Source organism: Kribbella sp. HUAS MG21 (assembly GCF_040254265.1).
In the GTDB taxonomy this organism is placed as follows: Bacteria; Actinomycetota; Actinomycetes; order Propionibacteriales; family Kribbellaceae; genus Kribbella.
Genome location: NZ_CP158165.1, coordinates 7387963 through 7400230 on the forward strand (window position 1 = coordinate 7387963; position 12268 = coordinate 7400230).

General features: G+C 68.8%; 9 protein-coding genes. 3 read left to right on the plus strand and 6 right to left on the minus strand.

The window, feature by feature from the left end; genetic code table 11:
- Positions 1 to 21: 21 nt before the first annotated feature.
- Together ABN611_RS35710 and ABN611_RS35715 are read right to left on the minus strand one after the other, a co-directional pair.
- Positions 22 to 1197, minus strand: a complete 1176-nt coding sequence (locus ABN611_RS35710) for a class I SAM-dependent RNA methyltransferase (RefSeq protein WP_350276712.1) — start codon at positions 1195 to 1197, stop codon at positions 22 to 24.
- Entirely contained in the window at positions 1194 to 3224 is a 2031-nt protein-coding gene (locus ABN611_RS35715; RefSeq protein WP_350276713.1) for an APC family permease, read from the minus strand. The genes ABN611_RS35710 and ABN611_RS35715 overlap by 4 nt, the downstream gene beginning before the upstream one ends.
- Before the next feature lie 111 nt (positions 3225 to 3335).
- Here ABN611_RS35715 and ABN611_RS35720 point away from each other — a divergent pair, with 111 nt between their 5' ends.
- The 3 genes from ABN611_RS35720 to ABN611_RS35730 all read left to right on the plus strand — a co-directional run bounded on the left by ABN611_RS35720 (position 3336) and on the right by ABN611_RS35730 (position 6693).
- Positions 3336 to 3983 (plus strand): TrkA family potassium uptake protein, encoded by a 648-nt coding sequence (locus ABN611_RS35720; protein ID WP_350281728.1) that lies wholly within the window; start codon positions 3336 to 3338, stop codon positions 3981 to 3983.
- Positions 3983 to 4660, plus strand: coding sequence for a TrkA family potassium uptake protein (locus ABN611_RS35725; protein ID WP_350276714.1), 678 nt, complete (start codon positions 3983 to 3985; stop codon positions 4658 to 4660). The genes ABN611_RS35720 and ABN611_RS35725 overlap by 1 nt, the downstream gene beginning before the upstream one ends.
- A 791-nt stretch (positions 4661 to 5451) precedes the next feature.
- Positions 5452 to 6693, plus strand: coding sequence for an IS256 family transposase (locus ABN611_RS35730; RefSeq protein ID WP_350276715.1), 1242 nt, complete (start codon positions 5452 to 5454; stop codon positions 6691 to 6693).
- A gap of 145 nt (positions 6694 to 6838) precedes the next feature.
- Here the strand turns inward: ABN611_RS35730 and ABN611_RS35735 are convergent, their stop codons facing one another.
- The 4 genes from ABN611_RS35735 to ABN611_RS35750 all read right to left on the minus strand — a co-directional run bounded on the left by ABN611_RS35735 (position 6839) and on the right by ABN611_RS35750 (position 12238).
- Positions 6839 to 9370, minus strand: coding sequence for a DUF222 domain-containing protein (locus tag ABN611_RS35735; protein WP_350276716.1), 2532 nt, complete (start codon positions 9368 to 9370; stop codon positions 6839 to 6841).
- Positions 9371 to 10489: 1119 nt separating this feature from the next.
- Positions 10490 to 11191 carry a DUF3159 domain-containing protein gene (locus ABN611_RS35740; protein ID WP_350276717.1) on the minus strand — a complete coding sequence of 234 codons (702 nt, stop codon included), beginning with the start codon at positions 11189 to 11191 and terminating at the stop codon, positions 10490 to 10492.
- Positions 11184 to 11573 carry an OB-fold nucleic acid binding domain-containing protein gene (locus tag ABN611_RS35745; RefSeq protein ID WP_350276718.1) on the minus strand — a complete coding sequence of 130 codons (390 nt, stop codon included), beginning with the start codon at positions 11571 to 11573 and terminating at the stop codon, positions 11184 to 11186. Before ABN611_RS35745 ends, ABN611_RS35740 begins: the two co-directional genes overlap by 8 nt.
- Before the next feature lie 20 nt (positions 11574 to 11593).
- Positions 11594 to 12238: a DUF3710 domain-containing protein gene (locus ABN611_RS35750; RefSeq protein WP_350276719.1), complete on the minus strand. Its 645-nt coding sequence runs from the start codon at positions 12236 to 12238 to the stop codon at positions 11594 to 11596.
- Positions 12239 to 12268: the final 30 nt, after the last annotated feature.

Below are 12268 nucleotides of genomic sequence, written 5' to 3' on the forward strand. Positions count from 1 at the left end.
GAGCCCTCCGGACCTGACCACTCAGCTGTCCACAGGCTCCAGGATGGCGACGCACTCGATGTGGTGTGTCATCCCGAACAGGTCGAAGGCCCGCAGCGACGCGATCCCGTACCCGAGGCGCCCGAACGTCTTCAGGTCCCGCGCCAGCGCCGCCGGGTCGCACGCCACGTACGCCACCCGGCGCGGCCCGAGCGCGGCGATCCGCCGTACGACGTCCTTGCCGGCGCCGGTCCGCGGCGGGTCGAGGACCACGAGGTCCACGTGTTCGAGCCCTTGGCCGGCCGCCATGTTGAGGACCCGGTCCACGTCACCAGTCTCGAGCGTTACGCCGTCCAGGTCGTGCAGGTTCCGCCGGGCGTTCCGGACGGCGTCCTTGTCGCCCTCGATCGCGAGCACCGCACACCCGGCCTCAGCCAGGAACGCCGCGAACAGCCCGACCCCCGAATACAGGTCGAGCGCCGTCTCACCAGCAGCCGGCTCCAGCCCACTCAGTACGGCGTCCACCAGCGTCTCCGGCGCCGCCGGGTGCACCTGCCAGAACCCGCCGGCCTCCACCAGGAAGCGCCGACCCCGCACCACCTCGACGAGCCGCTCCCCCGCGTCCTGGTCGGTCAGTACGGCGGTCTTCCCCTCCGACGACACCACCGCCTGCACGGAGGACGCCTCGGGCCAGCGCGAACGCAGTACGTCCGGGGTCCCCGGGTGCGCGATCAGGCAGGCGTCGATCGGGACCAGGTCGTGCGAGCGGTGCGCGTACATCCCGGGCCGCCCGTCGACGACGGCGTACCGCATCCGGGTCCGCCACCCCAGCCCGTCGTCGCCCGGCGACTCCATCACGACGGTCCGCTCGATGCCGCCGATCCGCCGCAGCGTGTCCGACACGACGGTCGCCTTCAGCCGCCGCTGCTCGACGATGTTCGCGTGCTGGAAGTCGCAGCCGCCGCACAGCCCCGGCCCCGCGTACGGGCAGGGCGGCTCGATCCGCTGCGGGGACGGGGTCAGTACCTGGACCGCGTCCGCGCGCAGGTACTTCGCCGTCTGCTCCGTGATCCGGGCGTGCACCAGCTCACCCGGTAGCGCGTGCCGGACGAAGACCACCTGGCCCTCGTGCCGTGCCACGCAATGTCCCCCGTGGGCGACCGGCCCCACCTCCAGCTCGACTACCGCGCCGACCAGACTGTCGCCGTTGTCCGTCACCGATCTCCTGTCGTCTTGCGGGCGCCGCGCCGTACCTGGCCGGCCACCCGTTCCACCCGGTCCTGCCGCTCCTCGGCCCCCTGCGACGAGAGCAGCTGGTAAGGAACGGACGTAACCATGACACCAGGTGTGAACAAGAGCCGCCCCTTGAGCCGCAGCGCGCTCTGGTTGTGCAGGAGGTGCTCCCACCAGTGCCCGACGACGTACTCCGGGATGTAGACCATCACCACGTCCCGCGGCGACTGCCGCCGGATGTCGCGCACGTACTGCAGGATCGGCCGGGTGATCTCCCGGTACGGCGACGCGAGCCGCTTGAGCGGGATCGGGATGCCGCGCGCCTCCCAGTCGGCCTGCAGCGCGTCGGCCTCGTCCCGGTCGACGTCGACCGTGACGGCCTCGAGCTGGTACGGGCGGGCCGCCTTGGCGAACGCCAGCGCCCGCAGCGTCGGCTTGTGCAGCTTGGAGACCAGCACGATCGAGTGCACCCGGGACGGCAGCATCAGCGGCTCGTCGCCCTCGGCCGCCATCTGCTTGCGGACCGTCTCGTAGTGCCGGTGGATGCCCTTCATCATCAGGAACAGCACCGCCATCGCGATGATCGCGATGTACGCGCCGAGCAGGAACTTCGTGATCAGCACGATCACCAGCACGACGCCGGTCAGCGTGAGGCCGATCGCGTTGATGATCCGGGACCGCATCATCCGGGCCCGCTTGCCCGGGTCCTGCTCGGTCTTCAGCAGCCGCGTCCAGTGCCGGACCATACCGGTCTGGCTGATCGTGAACGACACGAAGACGCCGACGATGTACAGCTGGATCAGCTTGGTGACCTCGGCGTCGAACGCGACGATCAGGAAGATCGCGAACGCGGCCAGGATCACGATGCCGTTGCTGAACGCCAGCCGGTCACCGCGCGTGTGCAGCTGCCGGGGCAGGTAACCGTCGCGGGCGAGGATCGAGCCGAGCACCGGGAACCCGTTGAACGCGGTGTTCGCAGCGAGCACCAGGATCACGCCGGTGGCCGCCGCGACCAGGTAGAAGCCCGGTGAGAAGTGGTCGAAGATGCCCTTCGCGAGCTGGCCGATGACCGGGTCCTGGTGGTAGCCGTCCCCGACCGGTACGCCGTCGCGCAGCAGCTGATGCGAGGGATCCTCCGCGAACCGCACCTTCATGATGTTCGCCAGCGTCACGACGCTCATCATCATCGCGATCGAGATGCAGCCGAGCAGCAGCAGCGTCGTGGCCGCGTTCCTGCTCTTCGGCTTCTTGAAGGCGGGCACGCCGTTGCTGATCGCCTCGACACCCGTCAGCGCCGCGGACCCGGACGAGAACGCCCGCAGTACCAGGAACGCCATCGCCAGGCCGCCCGCGCCCTCCGCGAACGCGCCCTCCGGGACGAGGTCGAGCGTCGCGGTCTCGGCGTGCGGCAGGTCCCCGAACAGCAGCCGGCCGAAGCCGAAAGCCGCCATTCCGAGGATGGCGACCATGAAGATGTACGTCGGAACCGCGAACGCCGCGCCGGACTCGCGGACACCGCGCAGGTTCATCGTGGTGAGGAAGAGCACCGCGATCACCGCGGCCGTGACCTTGTTGTCCTCCAGCGCCGGGATGGCCGAGGCGGCGTACTGCGCGGCGGACGAGATCGACACCGCCACGGTGAGGACGTAGTCGACCAGCAGCGCGCTCGCGACGGTCAGCCCCGCGGTCGGCCCGAGGTTGACGTTGGCCACCTCGTAGTCGCCGCCACCGGACGGGTACGCGTGCACGTTCTGCCGGTACGACGCGACGACCACCAGCATCACGATCGCGACGACGATCGCGACCTTCCAGGAGATCGTCAGCGCCGTCAGGCCGGCCAGGGACAGCGTCAGGAAGATCTCGTCGGGGGCATAGGCGACCGAGGAGAGGGCGTCGCTGGCGAACACCGGCAGCGCGATGCGCTTCGGCAGCAGTGTTTCGCCGAGCTGGGTGCTGCGCAGTTTGCGGCCGAGCAGCAGCCGTTTGCCGATATCGCCTAGAGCGGGAGTCACAACGGTGATGTTAGAGGGCCCCTGAGGTCGGTGTAGCGTCTATCCCTGCCGAACCGAGCCAGCGGCCCCCGTCACGGGGCGAGGAGTGATCAGCGAGTGCACGTCGTCATCATGGGCTGCGGCCGCGTCGGATCGACGCTGGCACGCGGGCTGGAGAAGCGGGGCCACACGGTCGCGATCATCGACCAGTCGGCCGACGCGTTCCGCCGGTTGAGTCCGAACTACACCGGCCGGACGATCGTCGGCATGGGTTTCGACCGCGAGATCCTGATCGAGGCCGGGATCGAGGACGCCGAGGCGTTCGCCGCGGTGTCGAACGGTGACAACTCGAACATCCTGGCCGCCCGGGTGGCCCGCGAGACGTTCGGGATCGGCAACGTGGTCGCCCGGATCTACGACCCGGGCCGCGCCGAGGTGTACCAGCGGCTCGGCATCCCCACGGTCGGCACCGTCCGCTGGACCGTCGACCAGATGATGCGCCGGCTGCTCCCCGAGGGCTCCGAGCCGGAGTGGCGGGACCCGTCCGGGACCGTCCGGCTCGCCGAGGTCCACGTGCACGCCGAGTGGATCGGCCGCCCGGTCTTCGACATCGAGAAGGCCACCGGCGCCCGGGTCGCGTTCCTGACCCGGCTCGGCGAGGGCGTGCTGCCGCGCGCCGACACGGTCATCCAGGAGGGCGACCTGGTCCACGTCGTGATGCTGGAGCGCGACGCCGTGGCCATCGAGGCCCAGCTCGGCGCGAAACCTGAGGAGCTGTGATGCGGGTAGCCATCGCCGGAGCCGGGAACGTCGGCCGTTCGATCGCGGCCGAACTCCTGGAGAACGGCCACGAGGTACTGCTGATCGACAAGGACCCGCGCGCGATCAAGGCCGAGTCGGTACCGCGTGCCGAGTGGCTGCTGGCCGACGCCTGCGAGCTGTCCTCGCTCGAGGAAGCCGCGCTGCAGCGCTGCCAGGTCGCGATTGCCAGCACCGGCGACGACAAGGTCAACCTGGTCGTCTCGCTGCTCGCCAAGACCGAGTTCGGCGTACCGCGAACCGTTGCCCGGGTCAACCACCCGCGCAACGAATGGATGTTCAACGAGGCGTGGGGCGTGGACGTCTCGGTGTCCACCCCGCGCATCATGTCCGCACTGGTCGAGGAAGCAGTCTCGGTCGGCGACCTGGTCCGGCTCTTCACCTTCCGCCAGGGCGACGCCAACCTGGTCGAACTAACCCTCCCCGAGGACTCCCCGATGATCGGCCAACGCGTAGGCGACATCGACTGGCCCCTCGACACGGCTCTGGTCGTCATCCTCCGTGAGGGCCGAGTACTACGCCCCGACCCCGAAGGCACCCTCGAACTCAACGACGAACTCCTCTTCGTGGCCGCCGACGAAACCGAAGAACAACTCGAATCAATGCTCTCCCCCCACCACCAACGCAACGTCGAGTAACCACACACCACCGCATACACCGCCCCAAAGGACAACGCCCCGCGGCGGCAGCCTGTCGCCGTCCCCCGGTGGATGCGCGCAGCCAGCCGCCGAGCCGAGGCACGGGCGCCAACTGCAGCGCTGACCGCTCGCCCGCACACCAAAGGCCACCGCTCCGCGGCGACCGCCTTCCCCGCCTCCGGCGAGCACGCGGAAGGCACCGACGGCCGAGGCACTGACGCCCGAGTGCGGCGGCGATGAGATTGGTGTGGGTACCGACGGACACCACTTCGCGGCGGCAGCCTCTCGCCGACCCTGTGGATTCGCGCAGGCCACCCGCCGAGCCGAGGCACTGGCGCCAGCCGCAGCGGTGACCGCTTGCCTGCAGACCAGAGGGCGCCGCTCCGCGGCGGATGCCTTTCGCCGCCTGCGACGAGGCGCACTGGAGGTGCCGCCACGCGAAGGACGACGGCGTCATGAGAAGGTCGACGGCGCCCAGAAACGGGCCGGCACAGGTCACGGGCGGAGTGCTCGTGCACCGTGCATCGTCACAGCACGGACGGGACAGAGCAGGTCAGAGGTAGGTCGGCCAATTGCTTGTCGCCACCGACTCGACCACCAGTTCTCAATCGCGGGCGAGGCACGGGGCCGGTGACACGCACGCGGGCTACGTACATGCCGACGGACGGACGGTAGTCGAGTCCAGCAGAGTGGTGTACGGCGAGAGCCCGGTGCGTCGCGGGAACGTGAACGCGGTCATCGGGTGATCCTTCGAGTGATCTCTCACAACCGACTCGAAGAAGGAAACCGCGATGACCGCTGGCTCCAGTATCGACCCTGCCGAGTTCCTGCACGAGCATCTCGAGCAGGCCAGCCCGGACCTGTTGCGTGAGTTGATGGAAGGGTTCATCAACACGTTGCTGTCCGCGGACGCCGACAGCGTGTGTGGTGCCGCGTTCGGCACGCGTGACCCGGGCCGGGTGAACTCCCGCAACGGATACCGCCACCGCGAGCTCGACACCCGCGTCGGCACCCTGGATGTCGCGGTCCCCAAACTTCGCGAAGGAACCTACTTTCCGGACTGGCTGCTGGAACGCCGCCGACGCGCAGAGGCGGCTCTGACGTCGGTGGTGGCGACGTGTTACCTGCTCGGGGTGTCGACACGGCGGATGGACCGGCTCGTGCAGTCGCTGGGCATCACCGGCCTGTCCCGGTCCCAGGTGTCGGTGATGGCACGTGACCTCGACGAGCTCGTGCGCGACTTCCGGGAACGGCCGCTGGACGAGGGACCGTACACGTTCCTGGCCGCGGACGCGTTGACGATGAAGGTCCGCGAGGGCGGCCGGGTGATCAAGATCGCGGTCATGGTCGCGACCGCTGTGAACGCTGATGGGTTCCGCGAGATCCTCGGGGTCGCCACTAGTACGGCCGAGTCGGGTGCGGGCTGGAACAGCTTCTTCAAGGACCTGGTCGCCCGTGGCCTCAACGGCGTCGCCCTGGTCACCTCCGACGCCCACGCCGGCCTGGTCGACGCGATCGGAGCCAATCTGCCCGGCGCGTCCTGGCAGCGTTGCCGCACCCACTACACCGCCAACCTGATGGCGACCTGCCCCAAGCATGCCTGGGGCGGGGTGAAGGCGATGCTGCACTCGGTGTTCGACCAGATCGACGCCGCCGCCGTCCACACCCAATACGACAAGCTTCTCGACCAGACCGAGCACACCCTGCCCGACGTTCACGCACACCTCGACGCCGCCCGCGACGAGGTGCTGGCCTTCACCGCGTTCCCGCGCGATGTCTGGCGACAGATCTGGTCCAACAACCCCAACGAACGCCTCAACCGCGAGATCCGCCGCCGCACCGACGTCGTCGGCATCTTCCCCGACCGCGCCTCGATCATCCGCCTCGTCGGCGCCGTTCTCGCAGAACAACACGACGAATGGGCCGACGGCCGCCGCTACCTCGGCCTCGACGTCCTCCACCGCAGCCGGCTCACCCTCATCACCAGCACCGCTCCCCAGGAGGACACCACCACAGCCACCATCAGCGCCTAACCACACAACAACGAAGGACCAAACGTCGTACACCACTCCACAGGACTTGACCGACGACGGTTACCAGCAGGCGTCGCGACCGCGGATTCAGAGCAACAATGAATCCCCAACGAGGCCCGAGTCCTGCTCGATCACTGCTTGCCGGTCAGGCCACGGTTCCAAGATCAGTGTCGGTGCCTGACCGCAGGTGATTCGGCTTCACGACGCGTGAGCCCGATGGTTGTCCGCCGCCCCAAGGACTGAAACTCGCAGCCTCCACCACCTCGGCCTCCGCCTTGGCGTCGACCACCAGGGCCGGTTGGTCTGCGGCAGCACGTGCCTGATCCGCCGCGGCACCGTCGCCCCACGGATCCACAACCGCGCTGACGCCAGTCACCGCCCCTGACGGATTCCGATGCGTCACCCCCGGATCCGGCAAAGGATCCTCCGCCCACGGGTCGAACGCCGCGTCATTTCCAGCACTCGACAGGTTGCTCGCCGCCTGGCGTGGCGTCGGGGGCGGATCGTCGGCCCAGGGGATGACGGGCACGGCAGTGGCTGCCGGACGAGGCCGGCGGGCGGAATCGTCCTCGTCGCCCCACGGATCCAGGCCAGCGGAGGTCACAGCCGAGAGGTGAAGGTTCGCCGCGGCGGCAGGCAGGCCGAATTCAGGCAGCACCGGCTCAACGTCGGTGCCGAAGGTTGTATCGACCCCTGGTTGATCGGGCATGAGCGGTGGCCGGTATCTGCCGCGCGGTACGCGGCCAGGATCAGCCCAGTTCGGTCTGGTGACGTGTACGACTCCGTCAACGATCCGGATCTTCCAGTGCCCGGAATGCAGGTCCAGATGATGCCGCTTGCACAGGAGGACCAGGTTGGACACTGCTGTGATCCCACCGTCGACCCAGTGCTTCAGATGGTGAGCCTCGCACTGCACCGGCGGCGCTCCGCACACCACGCATCCCTTGTCGCGGGCATTCAGGGCACGCCGCATCGGCCGGGTGACCAGCCGCTGGCTGGTGCCGACGTCCAGCGGCTGCGATTTCGAGCCGAGCACGATCGGCAAGATCTCCGCATCACACGCCAACCGTCGCAGTGTCGCCGCCGAGAGCGCGTCCCCGAACACCAGATCCCCGGTTGCGTTAGCCGCGGCGCTCTTCAGAGCGTCGTAGTCGATGGTCACGCTGATATGCGCCTTGAGCCCATGGCCGGCTACAAACCCAGCATCCGCACCGGCTCGATCACTGGTCTCTGGTAGGCCCGACCCCGATTCAGCATTGCCACTCGCAACACCATCAGCAGTCTCGGTCCCGTCGATGTCCGGGAGCGGATCCTGCACCGATTCGTTGGGACCAGATGGCACTGCGGCGGGTACTGCGTTGCCGCCGTGGTCCGTGGCACCAGACTCGCTCCCGTCAAGTTCCTTCGCTGCTGCCGCACGTCCCCTGATAGCCACCGCTTCGCCAGCAGCGGTGCTGACCATGCCAGCCCTACCCACCGTGCCGGCCGCGTTGCTCGTGGCCATGGGCTTGCACGCGGTGCCCGAAGGCCTGGAGTCGGCATTGAACTCGGCGCCGAAGTCGGCACTCAAGCCTGCGTCGGAGTCGGAGTCGGCATCGGTGGCAGTGCCGGTGGCAGTGCCGGTGGCAGTGCCGGTGGCAGTGCCGGTGGCAGTGCCGGTGGCAGTGCTGCATGTGGCGCCACTCGAGGAGCCATTGGGAGTCCCGCTCGAGGCAGTGCTCGAGGGCGTGTCCAGCCTGGTTCGCGCGGTGGCGGTGGCGGCGTTAGTGGCGGGGTCTGTGGCTGACGGGGCAGGTGGACTGGTGGGTGTGCTCGTGGCGGCGTTCAGGATCGTGGTGAGGGCGTCGGCCTGGCGCTTCTCGCGCGAACGCGGGTCGAGCTCGCCGTCCACGGTCTTGTGGGGGCGGGCTCCGGCGTGGATCAGAGTGCGGAACAGTTCGGCGTTCTCACACGCCAGGTAGCCGCGGAAACTCACACCCTGCTCTGCGTTCTTCCAGGACAACGACTCCCGCGCGTACGCGAGCTTCTCGTCCGGCTCCGGGCCGTCGGGGTCGAGCAGATCGACGATCTTCTTGCCCGCGGCCCGCAGCTGCGACGGGGTGTGTGTTTCGGCAAGGATGATCAGCTGCTGCTCGGCGAATTCGACGTTCTCGACCGGCACCGTGGTGGGGATCTTGGCCAGGATCGACAAGATCGCCTCGGCCTGTGCCGGGTGTACGCGCCACCCACCCGTCGCGTCGGTCGCATCCCGTTCAGCGTCCGGTTCGGCGTCCAGTTCGGCAGCGTCCCCGCCGTCACCAGGCTCAACATCCTCTGCACCGTCGGCCTGGTCCACCTCCTCCTTCCCGACCTCGGGGTCGGGGTGGGCGGTGGCGGGGTTGTGGAACGGGATGGCGGGGTCGGGCAGGGCTGCGGAGGTGGCCGGGTGGTTGGACAGGGCGACGGCCAGGCGGACCGTGCGCCGGGCGGTGGGCAGGTCTATGCGGTAGCGCTCGCTCAGCAGGCGGGCGGTGTCGCCTGCGCCGATCTCCTGGGCGTAGCCGCTGCGGTCCAGTTCGGCGACCAGCTGGAGTTCGTGCGTCTCCAGGCGGGCGCGTTCGGCGACGTTCGCGTCGAGGGCCGACAGCTTCTCGCTGTCGTTCATCGCCCATACGGGGCGTTCGCCGAGGATCTCCATGCAGACAAGCCTAGACCTGGCCACCGACAGTTTCTGTCGCGAGAAGTCCTTATTTACAAGGGATCTCAGAAGAGTGAGGTTTTCCGCAGGCCGTCACTGCGGGAAACCTCACCCCGGAGAGAAGTCTGTTGCTAATGGCAATGCCCTGTTGGGATCGCACAAACTCGCACACCGCGTCGGCCCGGTCAGCAACCTCGACGTCTCTCACCGGGCATGCGCGGCCGCTCCCTTTGCGGCGGGTCGAACCACAACTCGGCCGACGCCACTTGAGGAAGCTTGCTCATGCCGTTTGGGCTGTACCGCCTGCGGCGCGGCTGTGCCGTTCCGGGCAAGCGGATCCGGCCGCGATGCCAGGGAGTTGGGGGCATCGCCGGGTGTGTTCGGAGGACACCTGATGGCTCCAGCTGTGCCGGACAGCCTCGGCCAGAGTTACCGTCCCCGTCCCGTTGGAGGCGGCTCAACTAGACAGCCACCGCGAAGCGGGCCAACTAGGAACCGGCCGCGAAGCGGGCCGCCCGACCGCCGTACCGACCGGCACCAGCTTCAGCTCCGCCGGATGCCGTCTGCCGCAGTACCTGTCTGCGCGCCGCCGCAGGTGGCCAACTGGGCGGCGCCGTGCAACGGTGCGCGCCTACGGCCGCACCCAGTAACTGCTTCAGCTTCACCGGAGCCCGTCGGACGCACTACCTGGCAGACAGACGCCGCAGGCGGCCAACAAGACAGCCGCCGGAAAGCGGTGACCGCCGCCCAACCGCCACACCCCACCACCAACTCCAGCTCCGCCGGGATGCCGTCAGACGCAGCACCCGACCGCGCGCCGCCGGAGGCGGCCAACAAGACAACCGCCGCGAAGCGGCAACCGCCTGACCACACCCACCACCAGCTTCAGCTCCGCCGGATGCCGTCAGTCCCAGTACCTGGCTGCGTGCCGCCGCAGGTGGCCAACTGGGCAGCGCCGTGAAACGGTGGCGCCTACCGCCGCACTCAGTAGCTGCTTCAGCTTCGCCGGAGCCTGTCGGACGAAGTACCTGGCTGCGCGCCGCCGGAGGCGGCCAACAAGATAGCCGCCGCGAAGCGATGCCGTCTGACGGGGCCGAAGGGCTGACTGGTGCGGGTGGGTCAGGCTTGTTCTTTTTCGGGGTCTTTTTTGGGTTGGGTGCCTCGGAGCATGTGGGCGAAGGTGTCTTTGACTTCGTCCCATTTGTCTTCGGGCATGGAGCCGCGGAGGACCTTGTAGGCGACCCAGAGGGTTACCGCGTAGAACGGCAGGCCCAGGGCGATCTTCGCGATCCCGAGAGCGTTGACGTTGTGGGCCAGGTACAGCGGCACCATCACCGACAACCGGGTCGCGACCTGCGCCGCGAAGACGATCGTCACGCGGTTGAGGCCGCGGAACAGGTCGGCGTCCTTGCGCCAGGCGAGCCACGTCTGGGTGATCACGCCGTACAGCAGGCCGAACAGTGGGTACCGGGTCACGATGGTCACCAGGTACAGCAGGCCGTAGCCGGCGTTCAGCAGGATGCCGGGGAGGAAGGCGTCCTGCGCCTGGCCGGTCTTGTTGGCGGTCCAGGCGGAGATGCCGACGCCGATGAAGCCGGCGACCACGCTGGCGATCGGCTTGCGGCGGACCAGCCGGAAGACCGCCACCACCGCGGCTGACGAGAGCGCGACGATCAGGGCGAGCTTGAGGTTGTGGTCGCTGAACCCGTAGACCAGCGTGAACGCGATCCACGGCAGGCCGACGTCGACCAGCATGCCGACCCAGCTGCCGATTCCCTGTGATTTGGTCTTCGGGGCCGGTGCGGCCGTCGGCTCAGCCATGGGCTTCCTGGGGGCGGAGTTCGTAGCGGGGGTTGAACATGACGCGGTCGCCGTCGACGACGCCGATGCGGCCGGAGGCGATCAGTTCGGAGCCGGCGTGGATGCCGCCGATCTTGCGGCGGCCGAGCCAGATCAGCTTGACGGTGCCGGTGCCGTCGTACAGCTCGCCCTCGAGGGCCGGTACGCCGCCTCGCGGGCTGAACGTGATGGTGCGCAGCGTGCCGTACAGCGTGACGAGCTCCCGGTCGTGACAGCCGGTGATGGAGCGCGCGCCGCAGTCCTGCGCGAAGTCCTGGAGGACCTCCGCGTCCTGCTGCTCGCGGTCCCCGGCCAGGCCGCGGAAGGCACGCTTCCACAGCCCCGCGGGTTTGTTGCTACCCATGGCTTCGAGTGTAGTCCCGCTCAGGCCTGCTCGGGCACGTTCGCCTGGGCGCCCGGCGGCAGCCGCAGCGGCAGCGACTCGCGGACGGCCATCGGCTCGTTCCCGCGGACGACGACGACGTTGCGCAGGGTGGCCTCCATCGGCTCGGCGGCGTCCGGCTCGACCGCGGCGCGGCCGAGGACCGTCGCGCGGAGCAGCCAGCGCGGACCGTCGACGCCGATCACCCGGGAGGTCTGGCTGAAGACCTGTCCCTCCGGGTCCTCGACCGGGACGACCAGCACCAGCTCGGTGCCGAACGGGCCGTCGGTCTCGGTCGCCGTACCGCCCATCCTGGCGGCCTCGTCCATGATCTCCTGGCGGACCTCGTCCCAGATGCCGCTGGTCTTCGGCGCCGCGAACGCGCGCAGCTCCAGCGCGGACTCGTCCAGCATCAGCAGCACCGCCTGCACCACGCCGCTCTGCTCGTCGACCTGCAGGCCCAGCTCCATCCCGGGCAGGCCCGTGACGACCAGCGCGCCCAGGTCGATGCGCTCGTCGCCTTCCAGTTCCGCGGGGTCGACCTCCGAGGAGTCGAACGGTCCCTCGGCGCGGACGTCCGCAGCGGTCTCCTCGACGGTCTCGCTCGTCTCGGGCTCGTCGTTCCTGCCCTTGCGGCGGAAGATCACAGCTGGTGCCTACTTCCTTGGTCTTTGTAC

Excerpts from the sequence above, each read along its gene's own strand:
- ABN611_RS35725 (WP_350276714.1), top strand. The coding sequence starts at position 3,983 with ATGCGGGTAGCCATCGCCGGAGCCGGGAACGTCGGCCGTTCGATCGCG.
- ABN611_RS35745 (WP_350276718.1), bottom strand. The coding sequence starts at position 11,573 with ATGGGTAGCAACAAACCCGCGGGGCTGTGGAAGCGTGCCTTCCGCGGC.
- ABN611_RS35740 (WP_350276717.1), bottom strand. The coding sequence starts at position 11,191 with ATGGCTGAGCCGACGGCCGCACCGGCCCCGAAGACCAAATCACAGGGA.
- ABN611_RS35735 (WP_350276716.1), bottom strand. The coding sequence starts at position 9,370 with ATGGAGATCCTCGGCGAACGCCCCGTATGGGCGATGAACGACAGCGAG.
- ABN611_RS35730 (WP_350276715.1), top strand. The coding sequence starts at position 5,452 with ATGACCGCTGGCTCCAGTATCGACCCTGCCGAGTTCCTGCACGAGCAT.
- ABN611_RS35720 (WP_350281728.1), top strand. The coding sequence starts at position 3,336 with ATGGGCTGCGGCCGCGTCGGATCGACGCTGGCACGCGGGCTGGAGAAG.